Below are 17,403 nucleotides of genomic sequence, written 5' to 3'. Positions count from 1 at the left end.
TATTCACTTCTATAATACAAGTCGTTACCAAAAACGATTAAACGGCTTAAGCCCTTTAGAATTCAGAGCTCAAGCCGCTTAACGATTTTTTATTATTTCCACTGTCTACTTGACAGGGAGCAGTTCACTTCTCATGGCGTACGTTTTTGTTTAAAGTTCTGTCAAAATAATCGGTTGGTCTTTTGTAACGATAATTGTATGTTCAATTTGGGCGACGAGGGACTTATCAGGTGTAATGAAAGTCCAACCATCGCCTTCCTCGATAATGTGCTCGGCCTTTTCAGAGATGAAAGGCTCAACAGCGATGACCATACCTTCCTTCATGATAGTAGGTTCCCAAGCATCGTAATAATTAAGCACATGCTGCGGTTCTTCATGAAGCGAAGTTCCGATTCCATGCCCCGTAAGGTTCTTAATCACTTTCAGCCCATTGTCTTTTGCTTCACGTTCAACGGCTTTACCGATTTGGTTGAGACGCGAACCTGCCTTCACCTTTGTCATTGCTCGATCAAAAGCATTCTTAGCGGTATCGCATAACTTTTGCTTGGCTTCATTAGCAGTCCCGAGCACAAAAGAAATACCTGTATCTGCAAAGTAACCACCACAAGAACCGGAGACATCGATATTGATGAGATCGCCGTCTTTTAGAACTCGTTTGCCTGGGATTCCGTGAGCAACCTCATGATTGACACTGATGCACGTATATCCAGGGAAATCATATTGATCGATCGGAGCAGAAACCGCTCCTTTTTCTGCAAATAGTTTTCCACCGAGTTCGTCAAGCTCCTTCGTCGTCATGCCAGGGGTAGCTGCTGCTTTCATCTCTTCACGAATTTCCGCAACAATTCTTCCGATTTTTCGCAAGGCAGCAATTTCTTCTTCTGTGTTTGCAATCATGTGAAATCCTTCTTTCTGTACTTTCTTTGTCACTGTTAACTATAACACATTTAAAGGGAATTACCCGAGCAGACAGTTTACTCTTATTTAAATACTTTCACACCTTGTACAACATTCCAGATGAGAACAATCAGAAACAGGAAACTATACATCATCATAAAAAGAATTGGTGCCGCCCCCCAAAAGCCTATGGAATCAGGAGCTGCAAGCAAACTTTGAGAGTGGAGAAAATCCGTTGAAGTTTGACGAAACGAAAAGAATTGAAAAAATGATATTAGACTAGCTGCAACTAACAACACTGTTGGGATGAGATGAGAAATAAGGGCTCGTTTTGAATGATGTTTGACATCACGATTATCAGCAACAATCCAAACGATGAAGGGCAATAATAAAGGTGCAAAAAGAACACTAAAATAGCTGAGTGAAGAAAGTAATTTCGAGTTATCCAAAATAGTTCTTCTCCTTTCTGACAATTCCGTATTAGTAGTATTGCCAAACCAACGCATAAAAAGCACATCTAATTTAATTGTTCCTTAAAAAAGGTTATTTCAAAAAAACGTCGTCTTAGCAACAGATAATTGCTAAAACGACGTCTCTTCAATATTTTTTTTTGAGGGAGCCGAAGGTGAGAACATGAATATACCTAATATCATAATCACTATTAAGAACAGAGTGGATAAAGTTACGAAAAGTTCTTCAAATTGAATATTCAAGAGAATACCAAAAAACACCCAAATGAAAACTGTACTAATAACCCAATCCCGATGATGATAACTAAAGTGCAGTGCAACGGCTGCAAGTATTGTTAAGTTAATAATCGTCCAGAGAACGGAACTAAGACCTAAGCGATTCCATTCATCCCAAACGATTAAATAGTTAACATTCACAACAAAGCTGACGATTGTCCAAGAGAATAGAAGTGCGACTGGAATGCGATGCCCCCATCTATTTTGCTTGGCTGGATAAGTACGATACAATCCATAAAGTGAGAGGGCTGCTACCAGTGTAGAGAGACATGCCCATCCGAAATAGCCAAAATGCCACAATGGAAACCATACTGAATTTGCTAGACAAGCAATCATGAATAGCACAATACGTTTTGTGGAAATCGAATCATTGGAATGGAATTTAAAAATCCAGTATGCGAGAAATACAAAAATAATGGGTCTAATAAAGAAAGTGAAGTCTGCTGGCATAAGAAGAATAGGTAGTTTATGGGCTATTTCTATTGTAGTCATCCCGTTTAGCAGTGTCGAATTTGAAATAGTAAGTGCTGCTGTTAAAAGAAGAAAAGCAAAAGCTAAAATCATTTTTTTCATGAAATATCCTCCTCGTACCAGTATACTAGGAAATAGGACGTTGTGAAAAAGTAAATATGAAGTTTTCGCAACAATTCTCATAAGTGTGTAGGTATAGGGCAGTTGTTTAAGGGAAGAACATGGTATACTAAGCAAAATGATTACATAAACATATATGTACGAAAAGGAAAAAGGAATGGCTAATGGCCCGTACAAAAGGTGGAATAGAGCGTGATACTACTTGAAGGAACAACATGCTATTTACGGATTTTAACGGAAGAAGATGCTGTGATTTTTACAGAATTAGTTTCTCGAAACAAAGAGTATTGGACTGTGTTCGAACCACGTCATGATGCCAGTTACTATACTGTACCCATGCAAAGGGAAAAAATTCGTGAATCGCTATATCAAATGAGAGATCGTCGAGAGTATAACTTTGGTATTTTCGACAGCGAAGCTAGCCGGTTAGTTGGACAAATTTCGCTTTACAGTATAAAACGATTACCTTTTTCAAGTGGATTTGTAGGATATTCAATTGATCATGAGTCAGCCGGAAAAGGGTTAGGAACGGAAGCACTCGAGATGGCAACGAAATTTGCTTTCGAAACAGTAGGATTACACCGTGTGGAAGCATATGTATCACCTCGTAATGTTGCATCCATTCGAGTCCTTGAAAAGACGAAGTTTGAACGAGAAGGATTACATCGGAAATTACTTTACATTAATGGTGTTTGGGAAGACCATTATATGTATGCACAAATTGAAGATAATTATTGAAAGGGTAAGACCGCATGGCGATTTTTGAAAAGTCGCTTTCGGATATGGTTTTACCAATAAAAAACACATTACCACAAGCTTCTACAAGCTGAATGGCAATGTGTTTTTTATTGTCTATTTCCCGGGAAATAAAAAGGAATTAGTCGTTTTGTACAGTTGTTTTTGAATAACCATCTTCAATGACATCAAGTTTTCCGGTATCGGGGTGGATAACAAGCCCATGTATAGGAACAGTTTTATCCATCAATGGGTGGTTACGGACAGCATCAACACTTTGTTTAACGCTTGCAGTCACATCTTTGAATCCATGTAGCCAACCTTTAAGGTCAACGCCTGAATAGGCAAGAGTTTTGAATAAATCACGGTCAATACCTCTAGCTACCATTTTGTCGATAATTGACTCGGTGTCAATGGAGCTCATACCACAATCGTAATGACCGATAATGTATACTTCATCAGCTTGTAACTCATAGATAGCTATAAGTAGACTGCGCATAATACTACCAAATGGATGAGCAACGAGAGCACCAGCACTTTTAACGATTTTAGCGTCTCCATGTTTTAAGTTCATAGCACTTGGAAGGAGTTCTGTCAGACGAGCGTCCATACAAGTTAAGATAACAATTCGTTTGTTTGGGAATTTTGTTGTAGCGTATTTTTCATACTGATGCTCAGTTACGAACTGATTGTTATGTTCTAAAATTGTTGAAAGTAGTGTCATATGAATTCCTCCGTTTTATAAGTATAATAGAGAAAAAGGGCGCCAGTTGGCAGCCCTTTTAATATTCTCAAAAATCCAATTTAGGATCATGGTTAGTAGGTAACATCTGGTTTTGGGTCGATTACTTCAGAATCGTGCGACACTAAAGAATCATTCATATAATGAATCATGAACATCGCAGCTAAGCCGAAGGTAACTGCAAAACCGAGGATAGTAACGATTAGTAAGGCCATTATTAGTCTCCTCTCTATTGATAATCAGTGACTAACACCATTATAACGCATTTACATGAAAAGATTAAGAGTCTACGCGAAACTTGTCTAGAATCTACTGTTAAAATGCCCAAGTTCCATTTCGGAAGAGAGGTTCAACAGTTCCGTCAGAAAGGACCCCGTCAATGTTCATCTCACCGGAACCAATCATAAAGTCCACATGAGTGATACTTTGGTTTAAGCCATTTTTTTCAAGTTCCTTGCGATCCATTTCTTTACCGCCCTTTAAATTGAATGCATAAGCGCTGCCAATTGCTAAGTGATTGGATGCATTTTCATCGAAAAGTGTATTATAGAACAAAAGTCCAGATGCTGAAATAGGGGACTCATGGGGAACGAGTGCAACTTCTCCTAAATATTTTGCACCGTCATCCGCTTCAATCATATTTTCTAACACATCTTGTCCTAGTCCGGCAATGATGTCTGTAATTCTACCCTCTTTAAATGTAATCTTGAAATCATCTATGATGGTTCCACCATAGCTCAATGGCTTCGTACTTGAAACAACACCATTCACTCCGGTTTTCAAAGGTGCCGTAAAGACTTCTTCAGTCGGCATATTTGCCATGAATGTCGCACCATCAGCATTTACACTTCCAGCACCACACCATATATGCTTTTCTGGTAATTCAATTGTTAAATCAGTACCTGGAGCGGTGTAATGTAGTTTGTGGTAATGTTTGTTATTCAGATAGTCTACTTTTTCATGTAGTTTCTTGTCATGTTGTTTCCACGCATCGACAGGATCGCCCGTGTTCGCACGGACTGCCTTGAAAATGGCATCCCATAGCGCAGGTACTTGCTCAGCTTCTGGTAGATCAGGGAAGACAAGAGAAGCCCAGTCAGCTGAAGGCGCGGCAATTACTGTCCAGCTGAATTTGTCTGCTTGCATCATTTGACGGAAACCATCAAGAGCTTGTCCACTTGCTTTTTGAGCATCGCGAATACGAGAAGGATCCACATTTTTGAATAAGTCCGGACTTTGGGAAACGATGCTCATGAAGGCAGTCCCTTTTTTCGCATTTTCCTCGCGCTCCGCAATTTTCCAAGAAGGGAATTCAGAGAATGAATCTGCAGGTGCTTGTTCGTAACGTATACGGGAAATGACATCATCGCTCCAGTCGACAAATACTTGTCGGGCACCTGCTGCGTAAGCCTTTTCAACGATGATTCGGACAAATTCTCGAACATCAGTAGAAGCACTTATAAAAAGGTTTTGATTAGGTTGGATATTCACGCCGACTTTAACGGCAAGTTCTGCATAGTTTTGTAATTGTTGTTCAAATGTATTCAATAGAGTCATACCCCTTTCTCAATGTAATCTAATAGTACCAATATTGATTGGAAAAGTGCAAAAAGAAAGTTTTGAATTCGCTTACAATTATTCAGGAAAAGATTCTTGAGATTTCTCTACCAGATTCTCTAAAGAAAGCTCAAAATCTGACGAAATAAAAAGAAGAATGAAAGACATGGAGGTCTTTACATGGATTTATCAACGGTATTTGGTTTAATTATCGGTGTCGTAGCTGTATTTGTCGGCATGTTTTTAAAAGGCGCGGCCCTTTCAAGCTTGATTAATCCCGCTGCTATCTTGATTATTATCTTTGGTACGATAGCTTCGGTAGTCATCGCATTTCCGATGAACGAAATTAAACGTGTCCCGAAACTTTTTGGGGTGATTTTTAAAGAACAAAAGCTATCTTCGGACGCTAATATTATTCGTATGTTTTCATCGTGGGCTGATGTAGCTCGTAGGGAAGGGTTGCTTTCGCTTGAAGCCCAAACGGATTCAATCGAAGATCCTTTTTTAAAAAATGGATTGGGACTAGCGATTGACGGTCAGAATGCAGATTATATACGAGATGTTCTAGGTGAAGAAGTCGATGCAATGTCTGATAGACACGCGGCAGGTTCACTCATATTTTCACAAGCGGGTACCTATGCGCCAACGCTTGGTGTGCTCGGGGCTGTTATTGGTCTGATTGCTGCACTTGGGGATATGAACGATATTGAAAAACTAGGACATGCCATTTCGGCAGCATTCATTGCAACTTTGCTAGGTATTTTCACAGGATATGTACTCTGGCACCCATTTGCTAACAAACTAAAGCGTAAATCCGCAGAAGAAGTAAGACAGAAGAATATGATGATTGAAGGGATTCTCTCTGTTCTTGAAGGGGAAGCGCCACGTGTCATCGAACAAAAGCTATCTTCTTATCTATCTATGGAGGAACGTCGTAAGCTTGCTAACGGAAGCTCGAATGGCAAGGAGGCGGGGGAAGTTGCCGAAGAAGCGTAAGCGCAAAAGAGATGATGGACACGTCGACGAATCCTGGCTCTTGCCATATTCAGACTTGTTAACGTTGCTACTTGCCCTATTTATCGTATTGTTTGCTTCCAGTTCTATAGATGAAGCAAAGTTCAGTCAAATCTCATCTGTGTTTAGTGAGGTTTTTGATGGTGGTAAAGGGGTAATGGATAGTTCTTCTCCAACTACTGTTCCTGTACCGCAAGAAGATGCAGGTGCAGGGAATGAAAATTCTTCCTATTTGGAGGATCAGCGATCCCTCGGGGAGATTCAAGAAAATCTAGAGAACTATATAGCTGAAAATGAATTGGAAGGTCAGTTTGATACAAAACTTACTGAAGAGGGATTACTAGTCACAATACGTGACAGTGTTCTGTTCAATACAGGAAGTGCCGAGATTGACACTCAATACCGTTCGGTTGCATCTGATATTGCTAAATTGCTCGTATTTGAAAAGCCGCGACAAATCGTAATTGCAGGTCATACGGATAACGTGCCGATGGCCAGCGGTCAGTATAAATCGAACTGGGAGCTAAGTGTCATGCGGGCAGTTAATTTCTTATCGATAATTGCTGAAAATGATAAAGTGGACCCAATGGCGTTCAGTGCAAAAGGATATGGCGAATTCCGTCCAATCGCACCGAATGATACAGAAGCGAACCGAGCTAAAAACAGACGGGTTGAAGTCTTAATCCAACCGCTCGTGTTAAAAGACGGCACAGCATTTGAATAATTATTAGAAAAACAGCGATTCCCATTACGAGGGAGTCGCTGTTTTTGTGATAAACCTTATAGGAGTTATTCGCGAAGTGATCCGAGTTCTGCAACAATGGCTTGCATTTCGTTCGGTGTAATCGTTTCGCGCTTCATCACCATTTCATAAATGTAATGAAGATCTTCATAGTTTGATGTGCTGAAGTTCTCCGACTTCATCGCATCTACATTCACCATACGAAGTTTTTCTTTAATTTGATTAATCATATACGAAACATTTTCAGTAGTTGGTTGAGTTAAGTCCATAGCTTTTTCCGCCTTTCGCAATCTAAGGACTTAATCATTCCATTAATTTAAGTCACTGTCAACCTGCATTTTTTCTTTTTGTTTCTTCTCTTCCTGAATTTTTGCTTGGAAGCGTTTAGACTCCATAACAATGACACCAGACAAGCCAAGAAGACCAATTAGGTTTGGTATTGCCATTAGCCCGTTCAAAACATCTGCAAGCGACCAAACTACGTCTAAAGTAGCTGTAGCTCCAACGAAGATGAAGAGTACAAATATAATGCGATACGTGAAAACAGCTTTTGGATTTGGGAATAAGTATTGGAAACACTTTTCTCCATAATAACTCCATCCTAGAATGGTTGAAGATGCGAAGAAGATGAGACCAATCGTCACGATTATCGGCCCAGCTCCACCTAGGAAATGTCCGAACGCTTCGCCTGTCAAAGCACCTTTGTCTAAACCTTTGTTCCATTGGCCAGACATAACAATGGTCACGCCTGTAATCGAGCAGATAATCAACGTATCAAATAGAACTTGTGTCATGGAAATAAGTGCCTGACGTCCAGGCATATCTGTCTTTGCTGCTGCTGCAGCGATTGGCGCAGAACCGAGACCAGCTTCGTTTGAGAAAAGTCCACGTGCAACTCCAAAACGAATGACTGTACCAATTGCTCCACCTGCAATGGCTTGACCAGAAAATGCATCGCTAAAAATCAAGCCAAATGCAGCTGGTACCAAATCAAAGTTTAAGATAATAATAATTGCTCCTGCAATGAAATAGAAAAGAGCCATAATCGGTACAAAGAAGGCTGTAACTTTACCAATTGACTTAATACCACCTAAAATTACAAGGGCTCCAAAAATGACGAGCGCAATTCCTGTAACCCAGAATGGTACGTTAAATGCATTATTCATGGCATCTGCAATGGCTTTGGATTGAGTTCCGTTCCCAATCCCGAATGCTGCGAATGCACCAAAGATGGCGAACATCACGCCAAGCCACTTTTGTTTTAGACCATGTTCTAAGTAATACATCGGTCCTCCGGCCATTTGTCCATTGGCATCTTTCACACGATACTTAACTGCGAGAACCGCTTCTCCATACTTTGTTGCCATTCCGAAAAGTCCGGCAATCCACATCCAAAAGATGGCTCCAGGTCCACCAGTTGCAACAGCACTGGCAACCCCAACGATGTTCCCAACACCGACAGTTGCAGCCATAGCGGTCATAAGCGCTTGGAATTGAGAGATATCACCGTCTGCTTTTTTGTCATGATTTCTAGAAAACACTTGTTTTAAAGAATACGGTAATAAACGAAACTGAATGAACGTAAGTCGGAACGTTAAGAAGATCCCTGTTCCAACAAGTAAAACTAGTAGTGGTGGTCCCCAAATGATATCGCTTAATTTCCCTAGAAACGCCTGTACTTGTTCCATCCCAATTCCCCCCTTGTTGTTTGAACAACTATATGTTTATCAATACGAAGAAAGAAGTCCGCACCCCCTTTATAGAAAGAAAATTCAAACTAATATAACTAGTTACTGTTATTAAGTACTAATATTGCGAAACTTCAGTGCATCCGTCAAGTACTTTTTTTTAATGCGGACTGATTTGTTTGTTTTTTACTTCGTGGGGTATAATACGGTAAGCAAATAAGTAATCTATTTGGAGGTATTTAATATGGGGAAAAGTAAACTTGGTAAATTTGTCTTGTTTGGCGCTTTACTTGGTGGAGCGGTCGCTCTGCTCGATCGTTCGACACGTAATTCTGTGATGGGAACCTCAAAAAAAGCAGCGAATGAAATTTCGTTTTATGCTAAAAATCCTGAAACTTTGAAACAAAAATTGGTGGATCAGAAAGACAAATTCCAAGCTGCCTATGAACAGTTATCGGGTGATGTATCTTATATCAAGGAACAAGTAGAGGAACTTAAAGCATTGACGCCACAAGTAAAAGAATTGGTAACAGATACTAAGGAGACATTTGTCGATTCAAAAGAAGAGTACGAAACTATTTTAAAGGAATCACCAACTGCTACACCGTAAGCCGAGAAGCGAAAAGGAGGGATACGCTTTGAAAGAAGACAAAAACAATCAGTTGTCCGATGGGTCGCCTTCACTCAAAAAGGCCCATCAGGACAAACCGTACATAAACGAACTCTCGCATCGATCTAATGATGATGGTAACAAATTTACGGATTCTAAAATAGGCGGTTTTGTATCGGATATACAAGAAGGAGACCTACATACATTTGATGTGACTACAAAAGATGGTTTTTTGAAAGAATTAATCTTGCGTATTAAAACTGTCGATGTATCTGGGCTTGGTGCTGAACTCTCTTATTTTTTCTTATTTTCAATGTTTCCTTTACTCATTTTCCTTTTTACGTTGTTGCCTTATTTAAATCTTGACCAAGCACAAGTTATGTTGTTCATAAGAGATTATGCACCAGAAGAAGTGGCAACCATGATTAGCGATATTCTAGAGCAAGTGCTAGCTAACAAAAATGGTGGCTTGTTGTCCATTGGTATTTTAGCAACACTTTGGTCGGCATCTAAAGGAATGAATGCATTAACGAAAGCGCTAAATCGCTCATATTTTAAAGAAGATTCACGATCATTTGTTGTCCAGCGTGGAATGTCTATTGTCTTTACTATTATGCTTGTACTTGTAGTGGTAGTTGCACTCGGTTTACCTGTCTTTGGAGAACAGATCGGTTCAGTCGTCTTTTCTTATTTAGGATTTGAAGATGGTTTCAATACATTATGGAACCAGTTGCGATTCATATTACCTCCAATACTCATCGCAGTCGTTTTCACACTTATTTATTGGTTAGTACCTGATGTGAAACTTCCATTTAAAACAGCACTTCCAGGAGCTTTGTTTGCAACAATAGGTTGGATTATTACTACTCTCGGGTTCTCATTTTATGTTTCCAATTTCGGAAGCTACGCCAATACGTATGGCAGTATAGGAACTATCATAATTCTTATGCTATGGCTCTATTTCTCAGCAATCATCCTCATGATTGGTGGACAAATCAATGCAGTCATGAAAGAACGGGCAGAACGAATACGAGAATTAAAAAGCAATGCAACGGCATAAGCCGTAGCATTGCTTCAGACAATAGACAAAAGGGATGAGAATCGATTAGATTTCCATCCCTTTTGGCATCGTTAAATCTGAAAATGAAGGATAACAGGCCGTTAATTTCCGTTCCGGACGGGCGCTTTCCGGGGGCTTGCCCTCAGCCTCCTCGTCGCTTCGCTCTTGCGGGGTCTTCGCGCTGCGCTAATCCCCAGGAGTCGCCGTCCTGCACTTCAATCAACTGAATGTCCTATGACACATTCGCATCATTCAAGCAAAGGATGCAATCGGAGTGCTCCATGTCCAGCTAGCAAGAATAACTAGATGTAGCAGAAGACATGAGACACCGATATGAAATCAAAGAAGTCTATGGAAATGTAAAGAGGCAGTTGAACGCTTTTTACCGATGCCAAGGAGAAGCATGATTTGCGACAGGCAACCCTAAGAGGACTCAGTGTATTGAATAAATGACATTTTATCGAGTACAACTAGATCTAGGCTGGATCTCCCAAATAGGGAATATGGATCTTCAACCAATGGATAAATGAAGAGAAAATCAATTGCTGCATCTAATTTACGGACTAGATGGTCTTGCGGAACTAACTGCTCGATCGTAAGCATTTCCATCTGTTCCCGTTTATTAACTTGATTCTTCGTCATCATTTCCATCACCTCATTTGATAGTTGGGAGATATTGTTGATTGTAGCGGAGAGCGGCGACTCCGGAGGGATAAGTGAAGCTCGAAGACCCTGGACTGAGCAAAGCGAAGGAAGCGTCTGAGAGCAAGCCCCTCGGAAAGCGTCCCTCGCAGCGGAAACCAACTTTTCATAGTTATTCCTATTGTAAAAGAAAAAGACTATAGGCAAACCCAGTGATTTATAGAGTTTGTCTACAGTCTGAAGCAATGCCACGGTATAAGCCGTAGCATTGCTTTTACTTTGTTGAATTGAGCATTCGTAATCCATTTAGAATGACAAGAATCGTGCTTCCTTCATGACCAATCACACCAAGTGGTAAATCCACGACTTGCATGAAGTTGGAAATAATAAGCATAGCGATGACGAGAATCGAGAAGAAAACATTTTGCTTTACTATACGCTGCATTTTTCTCGAAAGTTTGATGGTGTAGGGGAGTTTTGTCAAGTCATTCATCATAAGGACGACATCTGCTGTTTCTAATGCGACGTCTGTTCCTTCTCCCATCGAAATACCACTTGTTGCTGTAGCAAGTGCCGGAGCGTCATTAATGCCATCTCCGACCATTCCGACTGCGCCATATTGTTTCATCAACTCTTTAACCTTCTTAACTTTCATATCTGGTAGACATTCTGCTGAATACGAATCGATACCAGCTTGTGAAGCAATGGCTTTTGCGGTTTTTTCGTTATCTCCAGTCAGCATAATCGTTTTCAATCCAGCCTTTTTGAGTTCTTGAATCGTTTCTATCGCCTCTGGACGCAGAACGTCTTGCAGCGCGGCAGCTGCTAGAATGCCTTCCTGGTCTTTAATGAATAGAACAGTTTTACCTTCATCTGCAAGCTCAAAAGCGGATCCATTATGAAAAGCTTTTGCTTCATCCACCCCAACAAAACGTGAGCTTCCAACAATTACTTCTCCTTCAGGTGCAAACGCGCGCAAGCCGTTCCCCGGAACTTCTTCGATGTCAAAATCGCGCCGCATGGAGACTTCTTGAGTGCGTGCGTAGGCGGTAACAGCGATCGCTAACGGATGGTTCGAACGAGATTCTATACCTGCCAATAGCGACAATGCGTTTTTAACTGAAGTCCCTTCGCGTACGATGAAATCTGTCACAACGGGTTTACCCGTTGTTAACGTCCCTGTTTTATCAAACACTATTGCTCGCAATGAGCTTAAATGTTCGAGGTGAACACCACCTTTAAACAAGACACCACGTTTTGCACCATTAGATACAGCTGCGAGTGTAGCAGGCATGATTGAAGCTACTAACGCACAAGGAGAGGCGACAACGAGAAGCACGATAGCCCGATAGAACGTTGTTGTCCAATCCCAACCAAATATGAAGTGAGGCAAGAACAGCATCAGTGTCACCGTTACCAGGACAACTTTGACATAGCTCCCTTCGAAACGTTCGATGAATTGCTGGGAAGGGGATTTTTCACTTTGCGCATTTTGCACCATGGTAATAATCTTTTGGAACAATGATTCACTACTTGGTTTTGTCATTTCCATTTCGATAACGCCACTAATATTTACTGTACCTGCAAATAATTCATCGCCGAGACGCTGATCAGCAGGAACTGATTCACCATTGATAGCTGACATGTCGACAGATGTGCTACCTTTTTGCACAACCCCATCTACAGGAATTCGTTCACCCGGCTTAACGAGTAATCTAGCACCAACAGTGAGGGAAGACGTTGGCACACTCACCTCAGTACCATCTTCTTGGATAAGCCAAGCTTCTTCAGGCTGTAATTCCATGAGTGAAGAAATTTCTTTATGGCTTTTATTTAACGTATACGTTTCAAGCGCGCCACTCAACGCAAAAATGAATATTAGAATAGCGCCTTCAGCCCAATATCCAATGATTGAAGAACCAATCGCTGCGAGTACCATTAGCATTTCTACATTGAGTTCTTTGTTTTTTATGGTTTCTTCGATTCCTTCTTTTGCTTTGGCATAACCGCCGATCAAAAAAGCAGTTATATACAGTCCGATGGAAAAAAGTTCAGCTCCATTTTTCCCGCTTAACCAAGCTGCTAAAATGAGTACTCCAGAGAGAATAGCCAATCCAAGTTCAATATGTTCTTTCCAATCCACTGACTTTTGAAGCTCAGTATTTGCATGCGTTGTCATATTAGCCCTCCTAATTGAGAATGAATTTCACTTTCATTTACCTTATAAAAGTCAGAAAGTCGGATTCCCTAAGGGAAATCCGACCTAAATAATATCTGTTACTATTTTATAATTACTATTAATAGTAGTATAACATAATTGAGAAAAAAGTGTTACAGTATGTTTCAATTTGAGGAACTCCTGAGTTTTTTGATAACAAAAAAGCAGAGGCAATGAAAACCTCTGCGACAGAACTAGTTATCGATACGAACCTGTTATTTCATCTTGCCCATACGGACTTCTAAATCGTCAACGAGACTAATGAGACGATCGATTTCTTCAAGGTCGGCTGTTTCAGGCTCAATTGTATCGAGCGTTTCCAAAAACTGATTGAGTCGAACTTTTAAATCATCAACTTGGTTAGATGATGAGTTTTGCATAAGGGACACCTCTTTCTGTACACCTATTTTAACGGAAATAGGTGGTCAGTACAATTAGTTGAAAAGAAAATTAATTTAAACTATTCACAATTAATCGTTAATGTGTTATGATACTTGTAATCAAAAAAAGGAGGGTAGCTGAACGAGTTCTGATACCAGAAGGAGGGGATTCGAAGACGTCAGGAAAAGGAAATTCTATTGGCGAATTCGCAGTCAATCTATGAACAATTTAATGACAACATAAAGCCCGGCTCTCATTGGATAACACGAGGCCGGGTCTTTTTCTGTTGAAAGGTTCATTTCAACAGTTCGTACGTTTTTCTTACATCAATGCAATTCGCAACTGATTGATACATCGAACAATTCTTATCTGTCAACTCGAGAACTTTTGGCATCTTCTCATCAGTCAGACCAGTAGCTTTCACTTTAATATGAAAATGGATTTTTTCAAGGCGACTGGCATCATCCTGTGATCGAATTACTTCTAACACTTCGATGTCAATCGATTCAGCGGGCATCCTTTTCTTCTCCAAGATTTTGCGCATTACTCCACCCGTACACGCAGCGATAGAAGAAATCATTAACTGATAGGGACGAAATCCTTTTTCTTCATTTGAAGAGATTTCAAGCTTACCGAATTCTGTTTCAGTTTCGAAACCGTGATCTGTCATTTGGAATTTCATTAATATTCCCTCCTTTATATGCTATCATTATATAGGTTTTTGCTGAATAAGGGGTGTTTAACGAATGGCAATCACAAGAAACCGGCCACAGCACCGTTTTTGGGTGCTCGTCATTATCGTTTCTATTTCTGGTTTTTCCCAAGGGATGCTGCTCCCGCTAATATCTGCAATTTTTGAACAAGACGGTATTTCAGGAACTTTAAATGGGTTAAATGCGACAGGTCTATACATAGGAACACTTTTGGTTTCCCCGTTTATGGAGGCGCCACTGCGGAAATTCGGGTACAAGCCTGTTATTATTACAGGCGGTTTAATTGTAATCATTTCCTTGCTTTCTTTCCCACTATGGAAAAGTGTAATCTTTTGGTTTGTCCTCCGTTTATTTATAGGAATAGGCGACCATGCGTTACACTTTGCAACTCAAACATGGGTGACGAGTTCAGTTCCACCAGAACGACTTGGAAGAAGTATTTCTATTTATGGATTGTCAGTAGGTGTTGGATTTGCTATTGGACCAATGTTTGTGCCACTTGTTTCGATTTATGAAGGCTTACCCTTTATTGTTTCTGCACTATTGACCTTATGTGCTTGGGGACTGGTTTTTACTTTAAAGAATGACCTACCGGAAGTAATGGCGAGTTCTGCCTCTTTAGATCATTTTGGAAAACGTGTGAAAGCAACGGTGATTGTTGCCTGGATTGCGCTACTTGGACCCTTTGCATATGGTTTTTTAGAGTCGTCTTTAAATGCGATGTTTCCAGTATATGCATTGCGTAATGGGTTCTCTTTAAGCATGGTGTCCATCATTATTCCTGCTTTTGCGTTCGGAGGAATCATTTCGCAAGTGCCTCTTGGCATATTGTCTGACAAAATAGGGCGCCGTACAGTTTTACTCATTGGATTAGGGGGCGGCATGTTGGCGTTCATAGGTGCAGCTTTGCTGAGTACGTCTGCAATCGCAGTAATGATTATGTTTTTTGTGGGCGGCATATTTTCAGGCTCGCTCTTTTCCCTCGGCGTTGCGTACATGTCTGATCTTACACCGAAACACCTCTTACCAACAGGGAACTTATTATGTGGAATATTTTTTAGCTTCGGCAGTTTGACTGGACCTATTCTTGGAGGCTACGTGCTAGAAGTTTCACAACATCACTATTTGTATTTATTTGGCCTGTTAATGGGGACATTGTTTTTATTAACATTGTCAGGAAAAAAGCAAGTGAAGCAAGAAAGTTTATGATCTTGTAACGTAGTCAGGGGTACAAAAAAACAAAAAACAGAGACTTAAGCAAAAGTCTCTGTTTTTATATAGAAGCGCTCATCGAACGCTTCCTAATTGAATATCTTCATACTCCATGACAAGGTCGTCCAGTGATCCAAACGTATAACCTTGTTTCTTAGCATCTCTTATAAAGTCTGGCAGTGCTTGTGAGTTATCAGAAGAAACGGTGTGCATGAGGATCACAGCACCTGGATGGAGCTGATTTATCAGTTCGTTGTAGGCGAAATCGCGACCTTTTGGCTTATCTGCATACCAGTCGATAAAGGCGACTGACCAAAAAATATGACGATAGCCAAGTGCGTTACCGACGGAAAGCACTTGTTCATTAAAAATACCTTCTGGCGGTCTTGCGTATACCGTCCGTTTAACACCAGTCGTCTCTTCAAGCAATTTGTCAAATCGCTTCCACTCGTCTTCCATCTTTTCTGGACTTAGTTTCGCCATATTAGGATGATCATAGGAATGGTTTCCAATTCCATGCCCATCTTTGACCATTCGTTTTACGAGTGGTGCGGCGCTTTTCAAATAATGGCCGGTTAGAAAAAAAGTAGCCGGTGCTTTTTCTTTTTCTAGTGTATCCAAAATGCTTTCCGTTTCGCCATTTTCATAACCATTATCAAATGTTAAATAAACAACCTTTTCATCGGGTTTACCTTTATATATTGCGCCATATTCATTTAACATCGACTCAAGCGCTGAGCCAGCATTTGGAGGTTCCCCATTCATTGCTTTCTTAAACCCCCAGTGAAATTCATCTGCATGCGCTGCAAACGGGTTGAAAGCGAGACCGACAACAATTACAAATGCTGCCATTAAGATACCAGGTCCATGTTGTTCCATCATTTCGAGCACACTCCTTTTTTCATAGCGTGTGTCGAAGAGAGGGTTCTATACATTGTCTATATAAGAATGTTTTCAAGTGCAGGACGAATTGCAGGATACTTGAAAGTAAACTCGCTTTCAATAAGTTTTTCAGGTAACACATGTTGTCCTTCCAATACTAATTTGCTTTTTTTACCTAGTGCGAGTTTCATAGCGATACTCGGAACTGGTAGCCAATGAGGACGATGCATAACAGCACCGATTGCTTTTCCTAAATCGGCCATTCGTACTGGGGCAGGTGCCGTTACGTTGACAGGACCTTCTAGAGAAGGCGCCGTAATTGCATAGTAAATTGCCCTCGCTACATCATCAACATGAACCCATGATATCCACTGATGCCCAGATCCGATGGTGCCGCCTGCAAACAATTTGTATGGAAGTGCAATGAGTGGCAGGGCACCGCCACCTTTACCAAATACAGTACCGAATCGAGTATAGACGACTCGTGTTCCGTATTGTTTCATCCTAGAGGCTTTTTGTTCCCAATCATACACGGTTTTTCCGAGGAAATCATGAGCGATTTCTGGTGAGTTTTCCGTGTACACATGAGTCTCAGAAGTAGGATAAATTCCGACAGCACTGGCGTTTACAAAAACAGTCGGTTTCTCGTTTAGCGTTTCTAGTATGCGAAGAAGTTCATCTGTTGCTTCCATCCGGCTCTCATAGATTTTCTTTTGGTGCTCTTCAGACCAGCTGCCATCATTGATAGAAACACCTGCTAAGTTTACGACCGCATCTGGAGGTGTTAGTTCTTGTTCAGGTTTTGAACGGTTATGTAGCCATTGAACAAAGTGAACACCATTCTCTTTTTTTGACTCACTTCTAGATAAGACTGTTAGAGTATGGCCATCCAATTTGAGCAAGTCAATAAGTTTGGAACCGATGAATCCAGTCCCTCCAGTAACTAATATGTTCATGAAATAAACTCCTCTCC

At 40.7% G+C, this 17,403-nt stretch carries 20 protein-coding genes and 1 pseudogene; 7 read left to right on the top strand and 14 right to left on the bottom strand.

Annotation, left to right across the window (positions count from 1 at the left end; genetic code table 11):
- The first annotated feature begins 1 nt into the window (after position 1).
- The gene (locus M3197_RS17495) at positions 2-82 is read left to right on the top strand and encodes an IS3 family transposase (protein WP_432814000.1); all 81 of its coding nucleotides are present in this window, start codon (positions 2-4) and stop codon (positions 80-82) included.
- 68 nt (positions 83-150) lie between these two features.
- On the opposite strand, the gene map is transcribed toward M3197_RS17495, so the two are convergent.
- The 3 genes from map to M3197_RS16770 all read right to left on the bottom strand — a co-directional run bounded on the left by map (position 151) and on the right by M3197_RS16770 (position 2,216).
- On the bottom strand, positions 151-897 hold the full coding sequence (map, locus tag M3197_RS16780) for a type I methionyl aminopeptidase (RefSeq protein WP_251662979.1): 747 nt from the start codon (positions 895-897) through the stop codon (positions 151-153).
- A gap of 83 nt (positions 898-980) precedes the next feature.
- The gene (locus tag M3197_RS16775) at positions 981-1,346 is read right to left on the bottom strand and encodes a magnetosome magnetite crystal formation protein family (RefSeq protein WP_251662977.1); all 366 of its coding nucleotides are present in this window, start codon (positions 1,344-1,346) and stop codon (positions 981-983) included.
- A 132-nt stretch (positions 1,347-1,478) separates the two neighbouring features.
- Positions 1,479-2,216 carry a TspO-related membrane protein gene (locus tag M3197_RS16770; RefSeq protein ID WP_251662975.1) on the bottom strand — a complete coding sequence of 246 codons (738 nt, stop codon included), beginning with the start codon at positions 2,214-2,216 and terminating at the stop codon, positions 1,479-1,481.
- 210 nt (positions 2,217-2,426) lie between these two features.
- Here M3197_RS16770 and M3197_RS16765 point away from each other — a divergent pair, with 210 nt between their 5' ends.
- On the top strand, positions 2,427-2,972 hold the full coding sequence (locus tag M3197_RS16765) for a GNAT family N-acetyltransferase (protein WP_251662974.1): 546 nt from the start codon (positions 2,427-2,429) through the stop codon (positions 2,970-2,972).
- A gap of 139 nt (positions 2,973-3,111) precedes the next feature.
- On the opposite strand, the gene M3197_RS16760 is transcribed toward M3197_RS16765, so the two are convergent.
- The 3 genes from M3197_RS16760 to M3197_RS16750 all read right to left on the bottom strand — a co-directional run bounded on the left by M3197_RS16760 (position 3,112) and on the right by M3197_RS16750 (position 5,259).
- Positions 3,112-3,693, bottom strand: a complete 582-nt coding sequence (locus tag M3197_RS16760; protein WP_251662972.1) for a beta-class carbonic anhydrase — start codon at positions 3,691-3,693, stop codon at positions 3,112-3,114.
- A 92-nt stretch (positions 3,694-3,785) separates the two neighbouring features.
- Positions 3,786-3,926 (bottom strand): hypothetical protein, encoded by a 141-nt coding sequence (locus M3197_RS16755; protein WP_251662970.1) that lies wholly within the window; start codon positions 3,924-3,926, stop codon positions 3,786-3,788.
- Between the two features lie 100 nt (positions 3,927-4,026).
- Entirely contained in the window at positions 4,027-5,259 is a 1,233-nt protein-coding gene (locus tag M3197_RS16750) for an aminopeptidase (RefSeq protein ID WP_251662968.1), read from the bottom strand.
- A 189-nt stretch (positions 5,260-5,448) separates the two neighbouring features.
- Here M3197_RS16750 and motA point away from each other — a divergent pair, with 189 nt between their 5' ends.
- Complete coding sequence (motA, locus tag M3197_RS16745) at positions 5,449-6,264, top strand: flagellar motor stator protein MotA (RefSeq protein WP_251662966.1); 816 nt, start codon at positions 5,449-5,451, stop codon at positions 6,262-6,264.
- The gene (motB, locus tag M3197_RS16740) at positions 6,248-7,006 is read left to right on the top strand and encodes a flagellar motor protein MotB (RefSeq protein ID WP_251662964.1); all 759 of its coding nucleotides are present in this window, start codon (positions 6,248-6,250) and stop codon (positions 7,004-7,006) included. The genes motA and motB overlap by 17 nt, the downstream gene beginning before the upstream one ends.
- 65 nt (positions 7,007-7,071) lie before the next feature.
- On the opposite strand, the gene M3197_RS16735 is transcribed toward motB, so the two are convergent.
- Both M3197_RS16735 and M3197_RS16730 read right to left on the bottom strand, forming a co-directional pair.
- The gene (locus M3197_RS16735) at positions 7,072-7,293 is read right to left on the bottom strand and encodes a DUF1128 domain-containing protein (protein ID WP_251662962.1); all 222 of its coding nucleotides are present in this window, start codon (positions 7,291-7,293) and stop codon (positions 7,072-7,074) included.
- A 42-nt stretch (positions 7,294-7,335) separates the two neighbouring features.
- Positions 7,336-8,712 (bottom strand): alanine/glycine:cation symporter family protein, encoded by a 1,377-nt coding sequence (locus M3197_RS16730; RefSeq protein WP_251662960.1) that lies wholly within the window; start codon positions 8,710-8,712, stop codon positions 7,336-7,338.
- A gap of 244 nt (positions 8,713-8,956) precedes the next feature.
- Between M3197_RS16730 and M3197_RS16725 the strand changes: the two genes are divergently transcribed.
- Entirely contained in the window at positions 8,957-9,322 is a 366-nt protein-coding gene (locus tag M3197_RS16725; protein ID WP_251662958.1) for a YtxH domain-containing protein, read from the top strand.
- Positions 9,323-9,350: 28 nt separating this feature from the next.
- On the top strand, positions 9,351-10,382 hold the full coding sequence (locus M3197_RS16720; RefSeq protein WP_251662956.1) for a YihY/virulence factor BrkB family protein: 1,032 nt from the start codon (positions 9,351-9,353) through the stop codon (positions 10,380-10,382).
- Positions 10,383-10,820: 438 nt separating this feature from the next.
- Here the strand turns inward: M3197_RS16720 and M3197_RS16715 are convergent.
- The 4 genes and pseudogenes from M3197_RS16715 to M3197_RS16700 all read right to left on the bottom strand — a co-directional run.
- Positions 10,821-11,027: pseudogene (locus M3197_RS16715) on the bottom strand (transposase); the annotation flags it as partial.
- 271 nt (positions 11,028-11,298) lie between these two features.
- The gene (locus tag M3197_RS16710; protein ID WP_251662954.1) at positions 11,299-13,203 is read right to left on the bottom strand and encodes a heavy metal translocating P-type ATPase; all 1,905 of its coding nucleotides are present in this window, start codon (positions 13,201-13,203) and stop codon (positions 11,299-11,301) included.
- A 254-nt stretch (positions 13,204-13,457) separates the two neighbouring features.
- Positions 13,458-13,622, bottom strand: a complete 165-nt coding sequence (locus tag M3197_RS16705) for an SE1561 family protein (protein WP_251662952.1) — start codon at positions 13,620-13,622, stop codon at positions 13,458-13,460.
- A 296-nt stretch (positions 13,623-13,918) separates the two neighbouring features.
- Positions 13,919-14,305: an OsmC family protein gene (locus M3197_RS16700; protein ID WP_251662950.1), complete on the bottom strand. Its 387-nt coding sequence runs from the start codon at positions 14,303-14,305 to the stop codon at positions 13,919-13,921.
- 64 nt (positions 14,306-14,369) lie between these two features.
- Between M3197_RS16700 and M3197_RS16695 the strand changes: the two genes are divergently transcribed.
- The gene (locus tag M3197_RS16695) at positions 14,370-15,545 is read left to right on the top strand and encodes an MFS transporter (protein WP_251662948.1); all 1,176 of its coding nucleotides are present in this window, start codon (positions 14,370-14,372) and stop codon (positions 15,543-15,545) included.
- Positions 15,546-15,623: 78 nt separating this feature from the next.
- Here the strand turns inward: M3197_RS16695 and M3197_RS16690 are convergent, their stop codons facing one another.
- A complete protein-coding gene (locus M3197_RS16690) occupies positions 15,624-16,430 on the bottom strand; it encodes a polysaccharide deacetylase family protein (RefSeq protein ID WP_251662946.1) in 807 nt (268 codons plus the stop codon).
- A gap of 56 nt (positions 16,431-16,486) precedes the next feature.
- Positions 16,487-17,386 carry a TIGR01777 family oxidoreductase gene (locus tag M3197_RS16685; protein ID WP_251662944.1) on the bottom strand — a complete coding sequence of 300 codons (900 nt, stop codon included), beginning with the start codon at positions 17,384-17,386 and terminating at the stop codon, positions 16,487-16,489.
- Positions 17,387-17,403: the final 17 nt, after the last annotated feature.

Origin of the sequence: Sporosarcina aquimarina (assembly GCF_023715615.1) — a bacterium.
Taxonomy (GTDB): domain Bacteria; phylum Bacillota; class Bacilli; order Bacillales_A; family Planococcaceae; genus Sporosarcina; species Sporosarcina aquimarina_A.
The sequence above is the reverse complement of the archived record's forward strand: the minus strand, read 5'-3'. Positions and strand labels throughout refer to the sequence as shown.

Coding starts and splice junctions, on each gene's coding strand:
- M3197_RS16690 (WP_251662946.1), bottom strand. CDS start 16,430: ATGATGGAACAACATGGACCTGGTATCTTAATGGCAGCATTTGTAATT.
- M3197_RS16685 (WP_251662944.1), bottom strand. CDS start 17,386: ATGAACATATTAGTTACTGGAGGGACTGGATTCATCGGTTCCAAACTT.
- M3197_RS16710 (WP_251662954.1), bottom strand. CDS start 13,203: ATGACAACGCATGCAAATACTGAGCTTCAAAAGTCAGTGGATTGGAAA.
- M3197_RS16735 (WP_251662962.1), bottom strand. CDS start 7,293: ATGGACTTAACTCAACCAACTACTGAAAATGTTTCGTATATGATTAAT.
- map (WP_251662979.1), bottom strand. CDS start 897: ATGATTGCAAACACAGAAGAAGAAATTGCTGCCTTGCGAAAAATCGGA.
- motA (WP_251662966.1), top strand. CDS start 5,449: ATGGATTTATCAACGGTATTTGGTTTAATTATCGGTGTCGTAGCTGTA.
- M3197_RS16730 (WP_251662960.1), bottom strand. CDS start 8,712: ATGGAACAAGTACAGGCGTTTCTAGGGAAATTAAGCGATATCATTTGG.
- M3197_RS16755 (WP_251662970.1), bottom strand. CDS start 3,926: ATGGCCTTACTAATCGTTACTATCCTCGGTTTTGCAGTTACCTTCGGC.
- M3197_RS16725 (WP_251662958.1), top strand. CDS start 8,957: ATGGGGAAAAGTAAACTTGGTAAATTTGTCTTGTTTGGCGCTTTACTT.
- M3197_RS16705 (WP_251662952.1), bottom strand. CDS start 13,622: ATGCAAAACTCATCATCTAACCAAGTTGATGATTTAAAAGTTCGACTC.
- M3197_RS16770 (WP_251662975.1), bottom strand. CDS start 2,216: ATGAAAAAAATGATTTTAGCTTTTGCTTTTCTTCTTTTAACAGCAGCA.
- M3197_RS16695 (WP_251662948.1), top strand. CDS start 14,370: ATGGCAATCACAAGAAACCGGCCACAGCACCGTTTTTGGGTGCTCGTC.
- M3197_RS16760 (WP_251662972.1), bottom strand. CDS start 3,693: ATGACACTACTTTCAACAATTTTAGAACATAACAATCAGTTCGTAACT.
- M3197_RS16700 (WP_251662950.1), bottom strand. CDS start 14,305: ATGAAATTCCAAATGACAGATCACGGTTTCGAAACTGAAACAGAATTC.